The 16,523-nt window shown below is 61.8% G+C and carries 12 protein-coding genes; 8 read left to right on the top strand and 4 right to left on the bottom strand.

Translation table 11 applies throughout. The features are described 5' to 3' along the window. Window positions 1–13 precede the first annotated feature (13 nt). The gene (locus J2858_RS04810) at window positions 14–1,009 is read right to left on the bottom strand and encodes a glycosyltransferase family 2 protein (RefSeq protein ID WP_210103570.1); all 996 of its coding nucleotides are present in this window, start codon (window positions 1,007–1,009) and stop codon (window positions 14–16) included. Window positions 1,010–1,189: 180 nt separating this feature from the next. Here J2858_RS04810 and J2858_RS04805 point away from each other — a divergent pair, with 180 nt between their 5' ends. Further along, complete coding sequence (locus tag J2858_RS04805) at window positions 1,190–2,443, top strand: hypothetical protein (RefSeq protein ID WP_210103569.1); 1,254 nt, start codon at window positions 1,190–1,192, stop codon at window positions 2,441–2,443. A gap of 170 nt (window positions 2,444–2,613) precedes the next feature. Here the strand turns inward: J2858_RS04805 and J2858_RS04800 are convergent, their stop codons facing one another. After that, complete coding sequence (locus tag J2858_RS04800; protein WP_210103568.1) at window positions 2,614–4,398, bottom strand: glycosyltransferase; 1,785 nt, start codon at window positions 4,396–4,398, stop codon at window positions 2,614–2,616. A gap of 286 nt (window positions 4,399–4,684) precedes the next feature. Between J2858_RS04800 and J2858_RS04795 the strand changes: the two genes are divergently transcribed. The 3 genes from J2858_RS04795 to J2858_RS04785 are packed head-to-tail and all read left to right on the top strand — an operon-like array spanning window position 4,685 to window position 7,756. Beyond that, complete coding sequence (locus J2858_RS04795) at window positions 4,685–6,271, top strand: hypothetical protein (RefSeq protein ID WP_210103567.1); 1,587 nt, start codon at window positions 4,685–4,687, stop codon at window positions 6,269–6,271. 33 nt (window positions 6,272–6,304) lie between these two features. Beyond that, the gene (locus J2858_RS04790; RefSeq protein WP_210103566.1) at window positions 6,305–6,991 is read left to right on the top strand and encodes a hypothetical protein; all 687 of its coding nucleotides are present in this window, start codon (window positions 6,305–6,307) and stop codon (window positions 6,989–6,991) included. A gap of 18 nt (window positions 6,992–7,009) precedes the next feature. Next, a complete protein-coding gene (locus J2858_RS04785) occupies window positions 7,010–7,756 on the top strand; it encodes a hypothetical protein (protein WP_210103565.1) in 747 nt (248 codons plus the stop codon). Window positions 7,757–7,908: 152 nt separating this feature from the next. On the opposite strand, the gene J2858_RS04780 is transcribed toward J2858_RS04785, so the two are convergent. After that, window positions 7,909–9,024, bottom strand: coding sequence for a hypothetical protein (locus J2858_RS04780; RefSeq protein WP_210103564.1), 1,116 nt, complete (start codon window positions 9,022–9,024; stop codon window positions 7,909–7,911). 331 nt (window positions 9,025–9,355) lie between these two features. Between J2858_RS04780 and J2858_RS04775 the strand changes: the two genes are divergently transcribed. Then, window positions 9,356–10,558 (top strand): glycosyltransferase family 2 protein, encoded by a 1,203-nt coding sequence (locus J2858_RS04775; protein ID WP_210103563.1) that lies wholly within the window; start codon window positions 9,356–9,358, stop codon window positions 10,556–10,558. A 205-nt stretch (window positions 10,559–10,763) separates the two neighbouring features. On the opposite strand, the gene J2858_RS04770 is transcribed toward J2858_RS04775, so the two are convergent. Then, window positions 10,764–12,683 (bottom strand): glycosyl transferase, encoded by a 1,920-nt coding sequence (locus J2858_RS04770; protein ID WP_210103562.1) that lies wholly within the window; start codon window positions 12,681–12,683, stop codon window positions 10,764–10,766. Window positions 12,684–13,001: 318 nt separating this feature from the next. On the opposite strand from J2858_RS04770, the gene J2858_RS04765 reads away from it, so the two are divergent. The 3 genes from J2858_RS04765 (at window position 13,002) to J2858_RS04755 (ending at window position 16,446) form a co-directional block, all read left to right on the top strand. Then, the gene (locus tag J2858_RS04765) at window positions 13,002–13,937 is read left to right on the top strand and encodes a flagellin (RefSeq protein ID WP_210103561.1); all 936 of its coding nucleotides are present in this window, start codon (window positions 13,002–13,004) and stop codon (window positions 13,935–13,937) included. Between the two features lie 314 nt (window positions 13,938–14,251). Further along, a complete protein-coding gene (locus tag J2858_RS04760) occupies window positions 14,252–15,187 on the top strand; it encodes a flagellin (RefSeq protein WP_210103560.1) in 936 nt (311 codons plus the stop codon). A gap of 290 nt (window positions 15,188–15,477) precedes the next feature. After that, window positions 15,478–16,446 (top strand): flagellin, encoded by a 969-nt coding sequence (locus J2858_RS04755; RefSeq protein WP_210103559.1) that lies wholly within the window; start codon window positions 15,478–15,480, stop codon window positions 16,444–16,446. Window positions 16,447–16,523 lie beyond the last annotated feature (77 nt).

The following is a 16,523-nucleotide window of genomic DNA, read 5'->3' as shown; positions in this document are numbered from 1 at the left end:
TCAAAATCTCCGGTCAGGCCGCCTGGCGCGGCGGGGCAAGGACACTGCCTGCGTTATGGCGCAGGTAGAGCGAAAGGACAGCCGTCTGCTTGTCCTGCAGATAAGCGGCGAGATAATCCTGATCGCCATATCCTGCGAGGTTCTGTTCGATCCGCCGGATGAACTCCGGGTGGAGTTCCGGCTGCAGGTTCCACGAGATCCAGTTGAGAATGTCGAGCTTGAAGGCGAGGAACCAGACGTAATGGCGTGCCCGCACGTCCGGGCGCGCGGCAAACAGCGCTTCCACCTCGTCGAGCGCTTGGAAAATGTCGAAACGCTGGCGGGTGAAATTGTTGGAGAGTTGCGCATTGCCCGGCGCGCCCACATGATTGATCAGATGGCGGTTCAGGAGGCCGATCCTGCGGGCATTGAGATAGATGTGCCAGTGCGCGTAGACATCGTTATGCACGCGGGTGTTTGAGAAATAGAGGCCGTTTGCCTTGTAGTGCGCGGCATCGATGATCTTGTTCCACGGATAGTTGACGGTGGTGAGGATGCGCCCGCCCTCATCGAGGCCCAGGACGCGCAAGGGCGATGCGCCGCACAGTGCGGACCAGATATTGGTATCGATCGGCTGCATCGGGTGCACGGGCGACATCGCGTCTTCCACCAGCCCGTAGCGGAAGGCGACCACATCGGCACCCGTTTGCGCAATGGCCTCGGTTGCCGTGTCGATGGCGCCCGGCAACAGCAGGTCGTCCGCGTCGAGAAAATAGAGATATCGACCGCGCGACGCCTGCAGGCCGGCGGTGCGCGCAGCACCCGCGCCGCCGTTCATCGGCTGGCGCACGAGCCGCACGCGCGGCGTGCGCATCGTCCATGCCGAGACCACGTCGGAGGTTGCGTCGGTGGAGCAATCATCGACGACAATGACCTCCAGCACGCTGTCGTTCGACAGCACCGATTGCAGTGCACGATCGAGCTTCTGGCAGGCATTGTAGGCCGGGATGATCACGCTTGTTACCGACATTCAGCCTCCGCAGATGATGGCGCTTGCTTCCAGCGGTCATTGCTAGCCTGCAAAACTTGCGCAGGGCTGTCACAGGGGCCGCCGGCCGAAAGGCCGGGGCAAGGCTGAATACCGATAAGGTTTGAAAGGGCCATGCGCACGCACGCGACCCTTACAAAGAGCTTGGCAGGAGAAGCGAACATGCAGCAGCAGCAGGATCATCGGTCCGGATCGTTCGCCGCAGGCCGGATGCCGCTTGCCGAACAGCTGCGCCGGCGCGTCGAGGATGTCGCCGAGCAGCAGCAGATGCTGAGCGAGTTTCAGGTGGAAACGGTGCGGGCGCTGCAGGTTCTGCGCCAGCAGCAGATCCAGCTTCTGGACTTGCTGCCTCACGCCTTGTCCGACCGAACGCTGCCTCTCCCCAACCAAGCTGCCGCAGGTCAGGCGCCGCTTCCGGCGCTCGATGGAATAAAGGTGGTGCTGGTCGGTGCCCATCCGCATGACGCAGCCATGCTGGAGGGGGTGTTTGCCGAGCCCGGCGCCTTTTGTGCCGGAACGATGGAGGATGCGCTTGCACGGGTAAAGCAGCGTTCACCGGGTCAAAGCCTGGTCGTGCATCTCTGCGACGCCGAGGCTTGTTTGCGCCAGGCTGCCGACCTGCGCCACGCGGAAGCCATGGCGGATGGCCTCATCCATAAACTGAAAATCTTTCGCCAGCTCGGCGGCCATGTCGTCTGGACCGTCGCATCCCTGCCTGGAGCAAAGGGGCCGTTTACCGGTCTCGCTCACGAAATGGCAAAAGGGTTGATCACCAATGGCGTCGATCGCATCCATGTGCATGCCGATGCCCATCGCCTTGAACTCGAAGCCCGGTTTCCGATGGCCGCCGGCAAGGTGGCCGTCGTCGCGCATCCTGGCCATGCGGGGCTTGTCCCCAGCCATGTGACGAGCGAAACCGCCCGTCGCAAGCTCGGCCTCGAGGCAGAGATACGGCTTGTCCTGATGCTGGCCGATGGCGTGGACGAGAGCGGGTGGCATGCGGTCACTGGCGCCGTGCGCGAGGTTGCTGCATCCGGCCTGCTGGTTCGGCTTCTGCCGGTGTCGCTGAAGGCCGATGATGTGGCCCCCTCCCTGTCACCGCTTGTCATGCCGCTTGGCGATAGCGCACACCACCAGTGGCTGCTGAAGGCCGCCGACGCAGTTCTCATTCCGCCGCGCGCAACATTTTCCTCCGCCGATCTGGCGCTGGCGGCAAGTTTCGCCACGCCCATTCTGGCCCCGCACGGTCATGCTCCCGCAGAGGTGTCGGGGCTTGCCTATGACGCGCGAGCGCCGCAAGGGCTGCGGGACGCGCTTTGCGCCTTCGTGGCCGGCGCAAGGGCCGCGTCAGGTCCTGTTGCCCCTGACGCCGGCGCCGGCTGGACACGGCTCGCCGCCGCCCTCTACCGCTTCTGACCACCCCTTTCCGATCGTCGTGCCGTCACCGCTTTGCCTTTGAGGGGACCGGTGTGCGGGCGCCTGGTCGTCTGCGGTGCGCCGTTTGACGAGCCACCAGCGGACAAACGAAAGAGGGGGGATGGCAAGGCTGCCATCCCCCTCTCTGGATGTCTATCGGCGGTTGCATTTCAGCGCTGAGCCATCAGCTCCGCCTGCCGGATCGCATCGAGGAAGCTCATATCTTCGGCCTCGTCCTGCGCATAGACGAAGAAATCGGCTTCCGTCTGCAGCTTGAACTTGTAGGGGTTCTCGATGACCTTCTTCAAGGTCCATTGCGGGTAGCGGCGGTCGATGAAATCGGTGAACTTGCGGTGGCGCACATGGCTTGCCCCCCGCTTGTCGGCCGCATCGAAATTGGACGCATAGATCACCACATAGCGGCTGGACAGGGTAAACAGCCGGTCCAGATAGGCCTCGAACACCCGGTCATCGACCAGATGGTAGAGGACATCGAGCGAGAGCGCGCAATCGTAATTGTCTTCGTGCAGTTCCCAGTCGAGCGACGGGTCATCCATCCAGATGAAATCATAGCCGGGCTTTGAGGCATACATCCCCTTGGTGCGCTCGATGGCGGTGCGCGATACGTCAAAACCGGTGTAGAGCGGGAAATCGAAATACTGTAGCTGGTTGCCGTCGCCGGAGCCCATTTCCGCAATGGATTTCAGCTTGCGCTGACGGGTGAAGAAGTTGAGCACCACCGCCTTGTAGCGGGCCAGGATGTCATAGGAGCCGGGCCCGGAATTACCGCCGCTGCGATACCGTTCCTCCCAGTAACGGGAGGAATCGAACACCAGCGGCGCTTGCGCGGGCTGCTGGGCGGGCCGTGGCGTTTCCACGGTGGGCGCCGTGATCGCAAGCGGTGCATGCTGCACGGGCTTTGCCGCAACCGGTGCCGGCAGGCCCGCATCCGGTCCGATAAGGTAAGGAGACGCTGACGTTTCCCAGGGCTGCTGCGGCGCAAGCGGCACGCTTTCCACCACCTTAACCGGCGGCGACAGGATCGCATCCAGTTCCTGCAACTGCTTGGACAGCGGGAATTTTTCCGTGACGTAATCGATCCACTGATGCGTCCTGCCGCTGCGGATCAGCTGTACGGCCTCGGCAATCGACGAGAAGCGGATTGCGTCCGGCCAGAATTCCTCGGCGCCGGGATAATCGTGCACCACCGGCAGCGCGCCGACCGCCATGGCTTCTGCGATATTGTAGCCGAAGCTTTCATGGATCGAGGTGGAGAGGATGACGCCCTTGTCGGCCAGGAAGGCGGGCATGTTCTGCTGCCAGCCGTAAAAATGCACGTGCTGAGTCAGGCCCAGCTTTTCGGTGGTGCGCTTCAGATAGGGCATCGTGACGAATTCCTCCTGCGCGCCGGCCACATGCAGCGTGTAGGAGGGATCGGCCTTCACCAGTTCATGCATGATCTGCAGGAACATCGGCTGGTTCTTGCGCAGGAAGGGTTTTGCCACCCAGGCGATCTTGGTGCGGTCCAGCGTGGCGATCGGCTTGAACTTGTCAAGGTTCAGGCCGTTCCACAGAACATGGGTGCGCGTCTTCGTTTCAAGCGTCGGCACGCGGTTCTTCAGAACGCGCAGCATGTCGTGCGAGACGAGGATCAGGTCATCGATATAGTCGAAGCGCAGCCGCTGCGGGAAGGACGATTCGACGATTTCGAACCGGTGCCAGCGCACGATCACCCGCTTGCCCATGGCGCGAATGTTCTGGTTCAGCGCCTGCAGGAAAAGCTCGTTGCAGAATTCGAACCACACGACATCCGCCCATTGCACGACCTTGTCGATGTCCTGCATGTTGCGGGGGCTCACGGCCATGATCTCGTAGGTATCTGACAGGTGTCGGGCAATATCGCCGATGAAGCTGTCGACCTCGATCAGAATGCCCAATTTCTTTTTCTGGATCATGAAGCGTCCACTATCGGTGCGGTTGGAGAAATCGTGTCTGGAGACGGTGGCGGCTGGCCTTGGGGCCAGGGCAGCACGGTCCGTTATCTCAACCGGTTCTAGGGTTTCTAGCTTTCGCCAGGCTGGAGCGCAGGCGGCAGGGGCGGGCCGTTCGGGGCCTGCCCCTGCTTGTCTCCCTGCCAGCCTGGCACAAGCTGGAGGGGCTATGCCGGGCCGATGTTGGTGGAGCTTTGATCGCCCGGAAGGGCCGCTCCACGGATCCCTGCCGTAATCCCGGAGACTTGCCGTGACATTTCAACCGCGCCCGCAGACCGATGACACGCTTTATCTGATCGGTGCCCATGGCGAGACAGCGACGCCGGGCGCGTCGCTGCTTGAAAAGGCCGGCGCGGCACCCTCCGCCGGGCCTCACGAACCTGCAGCGCCCGCCGAGACACGCCCGCTGGTGCGTACCTTCGATGTGTTCGACACCCTGATTGCCAGGCGCTGCATCGAGCCCGCCGGCATTTTCGCCCTCATTGAGGAACGCTCCGGCCTCAAGGGCTTTGCGGCCGCGCGCCGCAAGGCGGAGGCTAATGTGCTGGCAGGCCCGCACGATCTCGACGTCATTTACGCCGAACTGGCGAACCTTCTTTGTGTCGAACCGCTCAAGCTTTCTGCCGTCAAGGCGCTGGAAGTGGATGTCGAGAAGGAGCAGGTGATCCCGATTGCCGAAAACATGGCGCGCGTGCGCCATGGCGACGTGCTGATTTCCGACATGTATCTGGGCGCAACCCATATCCGCAGCCTGCTTGATCGCGCCGGTCTGTCCGCCCGGGTTGGGCTGGTGGTCAGCAATGACGGCAAGAAGACCGGCCGCATCTGGCCGCAGATTGCGCAAAACCTGCGGGTCGAGGAGCATCTCGGCGATAACGAACATTCCGACGTGAAGATGCCGGCCTCCTTCCAGATCGCCGCCCGGCTGACGCGTCTCGACAAGCCGACGGCGGTCGAAGGCGTGCTGATCAATCTCGGCCTGCGCCAGCTTGCCGAACTCTGCCGCGAAGCGCGCCTGCGCACCTGGTCCGACGACAAGTCCATCCGGATGGTCCAGATGATCCAGGCCAATCTCAATTTTCCGCTGATGCTGATGGCGAGCATCGAGCTTGCCAATCTCGTGCGCCAGCGCGGCTGCCGGCGGGTGCTGTTTTCCAGCCGTGACTGCGACATGTGGGTGCCGCTCTTCGAAGAGGTCGCGCGCCGCATGGGCGTGACCTGCAAGGCGGAGTATTTCTACACGAGCCGGCTTGCCAAGATGCAGCCCTCGGAAAGCTATCTCTCTTATGCGCGCGACCGTATCGGCGAGGATAGCATCGTCGTCGATCTCTGCGGCACCGGCTGGTCGCTGTCGCATCTGGCCGAGCGGCTCGGTCTATCCAAGGTGCCGGTCTTCTTCCTGCACAAGCTTCCGTCGGCAAAGGCTTACGAAGAGCTGTCGCGGACGCCGGATGCTTGCGCCTTCCACGCGCTGATCCGCGCGGACGCGCCGGACGTGTTCAACACGATCCTGGAAATGTCGAATTATTCCGACCACGGCATGGTACGCGATGTGCGCATGATCGACGGCTTTGCCGTGCCGGTACTTGCCGATGACGAGCGCGGGCCGCGCGACCATGCAGCCGTCAAGGCGCAGAAGGAGACCTTTGCGCTCGCCGTCTCGCTGATGGAGAATTTCGATCTCAATCACGTGCTGCAGCTCGATCAGGCCTCCATTTCGGCGGTGGCGCTGGCGCTCTACCAGAGCCTGTCGCGCCAGCAATCCCTGCGGGACCTCTACGGCAAGGGCCACATGGACGAGGAAGTGCGCGTGCGCGCCCAGATCGGCTGCAACTGAATGTTAGACGCTCATTACAAGGAGAAACGTCCGATGGAACTGGTGGAGCTCGCCGATCATTTCCAGACCGACAAGGGAACGCGCACGGGGCATGCGCACAATTACGCGGTCTTCTATTCCTTCCTGTTCGAAAGCTTTCGCCACGAGGCTTTTTCCATGCTGGAAATCGGTCTGCAGCGCGGTGGCGTCGAAGCCGGTGCCTCCAAGGATCGCGTCGGTTCCGACGTGCCCTCGATCCGCACCTGGCTCGATTATTTCCCGAAAGCCGAGATTTTCGGCTTCGACCTCTCCGACTTCAGCCATATCCATCTCGACCGTTTCCGCTTCTTCCGGGGGGATCTCGGCCGTGGCGAGGATCTCGACCGGCTTGCCGGCAACCTGCCGGACCTGAAGCTGCTGATCGACGATGGTTCGCATGCCTCCTTCCACCAGCAGTTCGCCTTCCTGAAGCTGTTCCACAAGGTCAAGCCCGGCGGCTTTTACGTCATCGAGGATTTCCACTGGCAGCCGCCCTTTGAGACGGATCTGCCGCCGTGCCACAAAAGCGCGAAGGTATTCGAGGATTTCGTCGAGACCGGCCGTTTCGACATTCCCTTTGCCCATCCCGATTACCTTGCCGCCGTCGCGAGCCAGATCCAGCATGTCTTCATCCACCGCAACAATCGCGGCGGCATCGACAGCTGGCAGACGAAGATGGTTGCGATCCAGAAGAAGGCCTGAGCCTTGGGAGCCCCTGCGATGATGAACGGATTGTCCTATAGCGTCGTCACCGGCTGGTATGCCGACCACAAGACCCGCACCTATGCCACGCGCGGCGACGAATTCGTCCGCTCGGCGGAATGCTTTGACCTCTGGTACCACTGCATAAAGGCGTTTACCGCGCCGGAAAGCATCCTGATCATCGATTCCGCCTCGCCCGTCATGCCCGCCATTCCGGACGATCCGCGCATCAGCATCATGCGGCTCAAGCAGAATTTCGGCCATGCGGTGCAGGGGGTGAGCCATCTCAGCGGCTGGTCGAAGGCGCTTCTGTCCGGCCTGATGTATGGCTTTGCCAATGGCTCGGACTATACGGTGCTCATCGAGCAGGGATCGCTGTTTTACGGCCGCGATATCATCGAGCGGCAGATCGCAGCCTTTCCCGATGCCGATATCATCGCGCCGGACGGGCGCGGCACGCCCCAGCCGCTGCAGACCGGCATCATGATCTTCCGCAGTGCGGTCATTCCCGATTTCATCGCCGCCTATTGCCGGATTGCCGCCGGCGACAAGTCGCTGAGCCCCGAGGTGAAGTGCGCGGTTGCCGCGCGCGGCATGAACCTTGTGCTTTCACCCTTGCCCCACGGCCGTCGCCGGCCGCTCGACATGAGCGCCGAACACTTCTTCTTTCGCCACGGCACGACGGAGGAAATCCGCGCCTTCACCCGCCATCTCGGCTTTGGCGGCCATCTGGTCGAGAGCGTGCTTTTGCGCGAGGCGAGCTGACAAGCCGGGCAGCAATTCTCTGACCATCGCGTCAAAACATCAAAGGGGCGGCACATCGGGCCGCCCCTTTGATGTTTCAATGTGTCGCTTGAGGAGAATGCCCGCCTTGAGGATGGACCCGGAGCCTTCGGCCCCGGGCCTGTCCCGACCGTTCAGAGCACGCCCGGGATGGGGCTCAGCCGGAAGCCGTAGGTGGCAAAGACGGCCTGCTGTTCGGCAAGGGCAACACCGAGATTGTAATTGGTGGCGATCGGGCGGGTGTGCTTGACGCCGAACTGGTCGAGGATTGCCATGCGGCTTTCCGGGCGCCCGAGGAAGCTCGGCCAGAGATGATCGAGACCATAGCCACTTTCGGAATCGCGGAAGCTTTCGATGCAGATCTTCAGCGCCCGGCGGGAAAACAGCGGGCACATGATCTCGATGAAGGGCTCGTGGCGCACGCCGCCGCCGGGCTTCTGGAAGGTGATCGGATGGGTGGGGTGGCTTCCTTCGCCGGTCGACAGCGCCGGCTGGCACAGATCCAGCTCGTGCCGGCGGCTGAGATGGAACATGCGGTTGATGTCCTCGCCGCTGATCAGCAGGTCGTCGTCCGGCAGCCAGATGCGGTCATAGCCCCAGAGCGGGCTGTCCTCGTAGAACAGATCGTAGATCAGCTTGAACTTCCGCTTCTGCGGCAGATGCGCGAGATACTCGACGGCAGCCGGCAGGAAGGGACGCTCGGTGCCGTAATAACCGACGCAGATATCCCAGTTGCGCTTGTTGTCGGCGATGCCTTCCTGCCACTGGCCGTGCAGCGAGCCCGAGCCTGCGGGTACGACCACCAGGTTCGGCCGGCGGGGCTTCGGGGCTGCGACCAGGAACTGCGCCCGGCGCGGCATGCCCTTCGGCGTGGCGTTGATCGGGTGCTGCGGATGCTCCGTTGCCGTCAGGATGAACAGCGCATTGGTGTTGCCGATGGTGCCGCGCCCGCCAAGCGCCACGATCCGGCCGTCCTCGGTCTGGGCGGCGGTGAAGATGGCCGACGGTTGCCCGTCCGCGTTGACGAAGCACAGATGGCCATCGAAGACGTGCCAGTATTCCACCGCCGGATCGAAGAAATTGCCGACGCGGCCCTCCGGCGCCAGCACCAGGAAGGGGTTGATATCGCCGGTGTCGAGGCTGCTCAGGCGCCAGAAGCTGCCGGTCAGTCCCTCTTCGGAAAAAGCGGGCGCCTTGCCCCAGTTGTCGGATGCCGAAGCGGTGGCGAGCGGGCCGGCGGCTATGGTCATGGTGTCTCCTTCTGGCCCGGCCGTGCCGCCGTGGCGTGTTGTACGGGAGAACCGGTATCCGGGCGCCGTGCCCGGAAGATGCCGGCCCTGCCTTGAGGCTGTTCCAGCCCTGCCGCCCCCAATCATCCCTGGAAGAGGTCACGGATGGCTTGCGGCACGAGAGGCCGCAGATCAGAAGACGATCCTGCGCCTTCAAGCTTGCCCAGGGCTGGACCGGTCAAGGGATCGGCAAATGCCGGCGCATCATCAGCCTCGCGAAAGCAACAGGGCGTAAGGGCTGGTGTTCAGAATACCGTGCCGAGACGTCCGCCACGGTTACGAGGAGATGTTCATGCTCAAGCACAACCCGCTTCTGTCGATCTGCGTTCCCACCTACAACCGCCGGCCGATGCTGGAACGCAATGTCAAATTCCACCTGGAGGCCTTCCGCCGGATGGGCATTCCGTTCGAAATGGTTATCGTCGATGACCGCTCCACCGACGGGACGAACGAATATCTGGAACAGCTTGCCGGCATCCCGGAAATTTCCCACCACCGGCGGGTGAAGAATTCCGGCTTTCTCAGCAACTATGCCTTCGCCATGCAGCGGGCGCGCGGAAAATACGCGCTGTTCCTCGGCGATGACGACCTGCTGATCCCGGAAAAGGTGGCCGAATATCTCGCCATGCTGGAGGCCGATCCGGCGCTCGGCATGATCCAGGCGCCGTGGATGCTGGTCAACGAAAAGACCGGCGGCACCGACATGCAGCCCTTCTATTACATTCCAGGCCCGACGCGCTTCGCCAAGGACCAGCACCAGCAGATGCTGGATTTCCTGTTGACGCACCATGTCTTCCCGGAATTCCTCATCATCCGCCGCGAGATCCTTGACCAGACGATCTCGAGCCTTGCGCCCTTCATCTTCTGGGCCTTCCTTTTTACGACGCGCGCGCTCGGCAAGGCGGACGTGCTGTTCCTGCCGGCGCCCTTTGCGCGCGTGACGGGGGTTGCCGCCGATGGTGACGTGCAGCAGGGCAAGAAGGAATGCATGTTCCAGTGGGATACCTATCTCGGCGGGCTCGAATATCTCGCCTCCCATGCCAAGATCTCCAGCCGCCTCAGCAATGCCGAACGCCTGAACTTCCACGAGCGCTTCGTGCAGTTCATGCTGGTGCGCAAATCGGTGGCGCTGCGCCTGCACATGGTGTTCCGCAACTGGCCGGAAGCTTACATCATGTATCACCGCATGTCGGCCTATCATCCGTCGCCGGCCACGAAGGAAGCCTATGACCAGATCTGCACGCTGGCGGCGATCGTCACGGCACTGACGGAAGCCTCCGGCTACAGCGGCGGGCCCGTCGTGGTCGATCCGATCATCACCAACGAGGCGCTGCAGATGATCCCCGACGCGCTGAAGCCGAACATCGTGCGTCAGCCGTCGCCAAGCCATCAGGGCCCGCAATCCTGGCTGGTGATGCAGCCGGAATTTGCAGCCCAGGCGCCGGCCGGTGACGGCGTGTTCGAACTGCGCCACTACATGGCGCAGTTTGCCTGACATTTTTGGGGCCGCAGTCGAGCGTCCTCTTCTCCCAGGACATGACACATGGCATCGCCCGCCGGCGGTGCCATTTTTTTTGGGGCCCGACGGTTCCTTGCCTGTCAAAACGGATGAGGGAGCCGCAACGAAAAAAGCTCCCCGGCGCGGGCCGGAGAGCTTTTCAACGAGGGAAGGGCGGTGGCAGGCCCGCCCGGTTACAGTCTCATGCCCCCTCGATGAGGAAAGGTGCGGTGCGGGGCGGAAGGGCCGGCACGTCCAGATGGTCCGGCGCAAGCTTCTGGCGGGCGCGATCGGCCATCATCTCATAGGCGGTTTCGAGGTGACGGCAGAAGCGTTCGGCATCGAAGAGCGGCTTCACCAGCCGGTTCTCCTCCAGCCGTGCCCGCAGTGCCTTCACCTCCTGCGGGTTTTCGTAAAGTTCAACGGCCCGCTTCAGGTAATCGGCTTCATCCTTGGCGATCAGTTCCGGCACGCCGATGGCGTTGAGCAGGCTTTCCGAGACGCGCGAGGCAAAGTGCTGGCCCTTCATCGTCAGCACCGGAAGCCCGGCCCACAGCTGCTCGGAGGTGGTGGTGTGGCCGTTATAGGGATAGGTGTCGAGGCCGACATCGGCGAGCGACAGGCGCGCCAGATGTTCCTCGTAGGAAACGACCTTGGTGAAGACGATGCGCCTGGTCTCGATGCCGGCCGTCGTCAGCTTGCGCAGGATGTTGTCGCGGCTGTCGTTCGACTTGCACATGATCCACAACACGCTCTTCGGCGTCGCCTTGAGGAGCTTGATCCACAGGTTGATATTGGCAAGCGAGATCTTGCGCGTCGCGTTGAACGAGCCGAAGACGAAGGCATCGTCCGGCAGATTGGCATCGGCGCGGGTAAACAGGTCGCGGCGCGGCCGCTCATAGGGATCGTTCGGCTGGTAGGTTTCCGGCAGGCGGCAGAACTTTTCCCAGTAATGCGGCTTGGAGGCATCCGGCAGCACGTAATGGTCGCCGATGATGTAGTCGAGGTCGATATTGACCGTCGTGCCGGGAAAGCCGAGCCAGGCGACCTGCACCGGCGCTGCCTTGAAGTTCAGGATGCCCGGCCGGCCGCCGCGGGTGTGGCCCTTCATCTCGACGAGGATATCGATATTGTGGTCGCGGATGACCTGGGCGGTCGCCGGATAGCTCAGGTCCCGCACATTGACGATACGGCCCCAGTTTTCGCGGCCGGTGTCGTGCTCCAGGTGGATGGGGTCGGTGTAGCAGAACAGCGTCACCTCGAAGCGGTCCGGATCATGGGCGGCAAGAACGGCGCGAAACAGCTTCATCGTCGCATGCTGGCTCCAGAAGTCCGACGACAGGTAGCCGATGCGGATCTTCTGGCCCCAGATATGGGGCATGGTCAGCCGCTCCTGCGGGTGGCTTGCCGGAAAGGCGTCCGCCTTGTGGCTGACGAGCTTGTTCATCGCCTCGTCGGTCAGCCAATGCAGGTTGTAGAAGGGCGTCTCCACGCCCAGAAGCCGGCGATCATTGCTGGCGATGCGCTCCAGCCGCGGCTGCAGGCGCTCCATTTCGACATAGTTGTTGACCTCGCGCTGGGCCACCAGATGCGCCATGATCAGGATCAGGCTGTTGGGCATGCGCGACAGGAGATTGGCGACCGACTCGCGGTCGCGGTCGTTTTCCGGCGTCCCGGTCAGAAGCAGGAAGGCGAGGCTGTTGTGCTGCGAATTCTCGCTCATCGACAGGGCGGGCAGGAAGACCCGCACCATGTCCTTTTCACCGCGCTTCATGAACAGCGAGGTGATGATGAAGGCAAGCTCCGGGTCCTTCTGGGCACGCTGCAGGAGCGGGCGGCCAAGGCTCAAGGCAAGGTCGTCGTGGCCGAGATCGAAATAGATCTTCATGGCCTCGGCATAATGGTCCTCGGCGCGCGAGCCACCGAGTTCTGCGGCCAGCACATAGGTGCGCGCGGCGTCCTCGCGAAAGCCGAGCGCGACAAGCGTGCGGGCCAGAAGCGAATAGGTCTTGGCATCCTTGGAGTGGTCCAGAAGCTTGTTCAGCGAGGTCAGCGCCTCGGTGAAGTGGCCACGGTGAAAGCTCTTGGAAGCATCGGAAAACAGGGTCTGCGGGCTCAACATCCAGGCTCCGGATTGGGTTGCCGATCATTGATCGCGGACGCGAAGGATCCACGCTCGGTTTACCGTTCCTAAAGAGCCAAGCTTGCCTGAAACCGGTGGGGGCTCACAGTTGACGAATCAATGCCGCGATAGCTGCAATTGTCCATAGCCACTTAAGACATCTGCAATGATTGTCTGCGACTGTCATCCTCACATGACGGGTTTGGTTTTCCAGAAGATCCGGAACCGAGTGGGCATGAAGCCAGACGTCATCACCGGTACTCATAGCCCGGTATGTCCCCCAACAGTATTCCGTCAAACAAGGGACTAGATTTAACCATGACCAGCATTCTCACGAATAACGGTGCAACAGCTGCACTGGCGACCCTGCGCTCGATCAACAGCGACATGGAATCCACGCAGAACCGCATCTCGTCGGGCTACAAGGTCGAAACCGCTGCCGACAACGCTGCCTACTGGTCGATTGCGACCACGATGCGTTCGGACACGAAGGCCCTCGGCACCGTTCAGGATGCTCTTGGCCTTGGCGCTGCCACCACCGATGTCGCCTATACGGCGCTTGAATCCTCGATCAAGGTCGTGGACGAAATCAAGGCAAAGGTCACGGCGGCTTCCGAGCCTGGCGTTGACAAGGCAAAGATCCAGAAGGAAATCAAGCAGCTGCAGGACCAGCTGGTTTCGATCTCCAAGTCGGCTTCGTTCTCCGGCCAGAACTGGGTCTACCACACCGCGTCTGCCGGCACCGGCACGCAGTCGATCGTCGGTTCGTTCAACCGCGACAATTCCGGCAATGTCAGCCTGACGACGCTGCAGTACGACACGTCCAACTCCTCGCTGATCGAAGTCGACTCCTCCGGCTCCTACGTCACCTCCGTCGGCAAGGGCCTTCTGTCCTCGAACATCGAGTACACGAACGCATCCGGCTCGACCGCAACGACGAGCTTCTCGGTCCTCTCCCTCGACGTCAGCAGCGCTGACCTGACGGAAGCCCTGAAGGCTGTCGACAAGGTTCTCCAGAACATGACGGATGCAGCAGCAGACGTCGGCGCTCTGAACAGCCGCATCGACATGCAGACCACCTTCGTCGCCGACCTGAAGGACTCCTTCGACAAGGGCGTTGGCAAGCTGGTTGACGCCGACATGAACGAAGAGTCGACCCGCCTCAAGGCACTCCAGACGCAGCAGCAGCTCGGCATCCAGGCGCTTTCGATCGCCAATTCCAGCTCGCAGAACATCCTGTCGCTCTTCCGTTAATCGCTCGTCGTTTAACAAGGATCGTCGAAACCGGATCGCGCCCCGCAAGGGGCGCGATTTGCGTTTTAAACCGGCGCCCGTCCCCTTCAAAAAATCTCCGCCTTGCGGCTATGGTTGCTAATGTGCTGACGGATTAATGGATTTAACCGATCCGCTTTACGCTTCGTTAACCACAGTAAGGTTAACTGAAGTCACTCAAGCGGTGCGTCACGCTTTCACGGAAAAGCTGAGACGAGCATGAAGCGTATCACCCCTTGCCGGAGAGAAACCGGAATGTCCCTGATTTTTTCGTCCGCACATAGGGGCACTTTCAAATGACGAGCATTCTGACCAACACAGCTGCACTTGCAGCTCTCTCCACTCTCCGTTCGATCAACAGCGACATGGATACGACGCAGAACCGTATCTCCTCGGGTTACAAGATCGAAAACGCTGCCGACAACGCCGCCTACTGGTCGATTGCGACCACGATGCGCTCCGACAACAAGGCTCTCGGCACCGTTCAGGATGCGCTTGGCCTTGGCGCTGCCACCACCGATGTCGCCTATACGGCGCTTGAATCCTCGATCAAGGTCGTCGATGAAATCAAGGCGAAGATCACCGCGGCTTCGGAGCCTGGCGTTGACAAGGCCAAGATCCAGAAGGAAATCGACCAGCTGCAGGACCAGCTCCTGTCGATCTCCAAGTCGGCTTCGTTCTCCGGCGAAAACTGGGTCTACCACACCGCGTCTGCCGGCACCGGCACGCAGTCGATCGTCGGTTCGTTCAACCGCGACAATTCCGGCAATGTCAGCCTGACGACGCTGCAGTACGACACGTCCAACTCCTCGCTGATCGAAGTCGACTCCTCCGGCTCCTACGTCACCTCCGTCGGCAAGGGCCTCCTGTCCTCCAACATCGAGTACACGAACGCCTCCGGCTCGACCGCAACGACGAGCTTCTCGGTTCTGACGCTCGACGTTACCACCGACGACCTCACGGAAGCCCTGAAGGCTGTCGACAAGGTTCTCCAGGGCATGACGGATGCGGCCGCTGACGTCGGCGCTCTGAACAGCCGCATCGACATGCAGACCACCTTCGTCGCCGATCTGCGAGACTCGTTCGACAAGGGCATCGGCAAGCTGGTCGACGCTGACATGAACGAAGAGTCGACCCGCCTCAAGGCACTCCAGACGCAGCAGCAGCTCGGCATCCAGGCGCTTTCGATCGCCAACTCTAGCTCGCAGAACATCCTGTCGCTCTTCAAGTAAGACCGGACGTCAAAGGAGCCTTCCGGATCCTTTCAAAGCTTTCATCAAGGCCGCGCCCCTCTCGCGGCCTTTTTGCGTTCTGGGCCGCCCAATCCAGCCTCGCACAGGTTTCGACATCTCTAATAGGCGTCAAGACACGGGCGTTGCGTGCCTTTCCCGCACCAGCGCTCCCGCTTCAAGAACGCCGAGCTGACTGTGGCCGCAAGCCCAGGCAGCGAGCATGATGCTGATCGCGCGTTACCGGCCAAGCCTCCGGTATGTCCCTTTAGAAACGCCAGGGGCACTCCTCCATGACCAGCATCATCACCAACACCGGCGCAATGGCTGCGCTCCAGACGCTTCGTTCGATCAACAAAGACATGGAAACGGTGCAGAACCGGATTTCATCCGGCTACCGCGTGGAAACGGCAGCAGACAATGCCGCCTACTGGTCGATTGCCACCACCATGCGTTCCGACAACAAGGCGCTCGGCACCGTTCAGGACGCCTTGGGCCTTGGCGCTGCAAAGACCGACACGGCCTATACGGGTCTTGAATCGGCGATCTCCGTCGTCGACGAGATCAAGAGCAAGATCGTCGCCGCATCCGAGCCCGGCGTCGACAAGACGAAGATCAACAAGGAACTGACCGAGCTGAAGAACCAGCTGGCCTCGATTGCGGAATCGGCCTCGTTCTCCGGCGAAAACTGGCTGTACAACACCGCGACCACCGGTGCATCGGTGAAAAACATCGTTGCCTCGTTCAACCGCGCGGCCGACGGCGCCGTGTCTCTGACGACGCTTGCCTATGACGCAGCCGGCTCGGTGATGATCGATACCCACAGCGCCGGTCGCGGCGTGCTGACCAAGGACTGGTCGGTCACCCAGCCGAACGGCACGGCTGGCACGACGGTCGCCAATTACTACCTGCTGAACGCCGGTTCCACCCTGATGGGCACCGGTGCTGAAATCTCGCTCGACAACACGACCACGAGCGATGATCTGGCCGGCATGCTGAAGGCCGTCGAGGCGATGATGCAGGAGCTGACGGATTCGGCCGCCACCCTCGGCGCCATCACCAGCCGCATCAACATGCAGGATGAGTTCGTGTCGACCCTTCTCGACGTGATCGACAAGGGTGTCGGGCGCCTGGTAGATGCCGACATGAACGAGGAATCGACCCGCCTCAAGGCGTTGCAGACGCAGCAGCAGCTCGGCATCCAGGCGCTGTCGATTGCCAATACCAACGCCCAGAACATTCTCCAGCTGTTCAAGCAGTAAGCGTTCCGGCGCGGCAACAGCCTTTGTCAAAACACCGTGCCGGGTTGCGACCGCCTGTCGTTGCCCGGCATCTTCAT

Origin of the sequence: Neorhizobium galegae, from assembly GCF_017877135.1 — a bacterium.
GTDB lineage: Bacteria > Pseudomonadota > Alphaproteobacteria > Rhizobiales > Rhizobiaceae > Neorhizobium > Neorhizobium galegae_A.
The sequence above is the reverse complement of the archived record's forward strand: the minus strand, read 5'-3'. Positions and strand labels throughout refer to the sequence as shown.

What these genes read in the sequence shown, in the direction of transcription:
- J2858_RS04810 (WP_210103570.1), bottom strand. Translation starts at nt 1,009, where the DNA reads ATGTCGGTAACAAGCGTGATCATCCCGGCCTACAATGCCTGCCAGAAG.
- J2858_RS04805 (WP_210103569.1), top strand. Translation starts at nt 1,190, where the DNA reads ATGCAGCAGCAGCAGGATCATCGGTCCGGATCGTTCGCCGCAGGCCGG.
- J2858_RS04800 (WP_210103568.1), bottom strand. Translation starts at nt 4,398, where the DNA reads ATGATCCAGAAAAAGAAATTGGGCATTCTGATCGAGGTCGACAGCTTC.
- J2858_RS04790 (WP_210103566.1), top strand. Translation starts at nt 6,305, where the DNA reads ATGGAACTGGTGGAGCTCGCCGATCATTTCCAGACCGACAAGGGAACG.
- J2858_RS04785 (WP_210103565.1), top strand. Translation starts at nt 7,010, where the DNA reads ATGATGAACGGATTGTCCTATAGCGTCGTCACCGGCTGGTATGCCGAC.
- J2858_RS04780 (WP_210103564.1), bottom strand. Translation starts at nt 9,024, where the DNA reads ATGACCATAGCCGCCGGCCCGCTCGCCACCGCTTCGGCATCCGACAAC.
- J2858_RS04775 (WP_210103563.1), top strand. Translation starts at nt 9,356, where the DNA reads ATGCTCAAGCACAACCCGCTTCTGTCGATCTGCGTTCCCACCTACAAC.
- J2858_RS04770 (WP_210103562.1), bottom strand. Translation starts at nt 12,683, where the DNA reads ATGTTGAGCCCGCAGACCCTGTTTTCCGATGCTTCCAAGAGCTTTCAC.
- J2858_RS04765 (WP_210103561.1), top strand. Translation starts at nt 13,002, where the DNA reads ATGACCAGCATTCTCACGAATAACGGTGCAACAGCTGCACTGGCGACC.
- J2858_RS04760 (WP_210103560.1), top strand. Translation starts at nt 14,252, where the DNA reads ATGACGAGCATTCTGACCAACACAGCTGCACTTGCAGCTCTCTCCACT.
- J2858_RS04755 (WP_210103559.1), top strand. Translation starts at nt 15,478, where the DNA reads ATGACCAGCATCATCACCAACACCGGCGCAATGGCTGCGCTCCAGACG.